Origin of the sequence: Pelomicrobium sp. G1 (assembly GCF_051905455.1) — a bacterium.
Classification (GTDB): Bacteria; Pseudomonadota; Gammaproteobacteria; order Burkholderiales; family UBA6910; genus Pelomicrobium.
This window is the reverse complement of record NZ_JBQACR010000208.1, coordinates 1-334: the sequence shown is the minus strand read 5'-3', so window position 1 is coordinate 334 and position 334 is coordinate 1. Positions and strand designations below refer to the sequence as shown.

The window sequence follows — 334 nt, the reverse complement described above, 5'->3', positions numbered from 1 at the left end:
ACTCCGGACGTGGGCGTTCCGCGTCAGAACAATGGCGTCGTGCCAGGAGTTCCCCTTGATCGCTTTCTCGGTGAGCCCTCCACCGATTTCCTCCGCTCGGACGTCCGGGAGGGAAGGCTTCTTTTCGAGCGGGACATGGGGGAGTGGTCCTTGAAAGGGGCTCTCCTTAAGGTGACCATCGAGAACGACGAGTTTTTTACCCGAGGCGCATCCCTGCGGGCGGATGGCCGCACCCTCAACCGATCCATCATCGTGTCCGGGTTTCGCTCCGACGACGTGATGGGGCAGGTGGAGGTAGCAAAAAAACTATCTCTTGCTGGAAAGGATCACCATG

1 pseudogene is annotated in these 334 nt (G+C 59.3%); it reads left to right on the top strand.

The features are described from left to right. Positions 1 to 39 precede the first annotated feature (39 nt). A pseudogene (locus ACTFO6_RS18195) lies at positions 40 to 334 on the top strand (hypothetical protein); the annotation flags it as partial.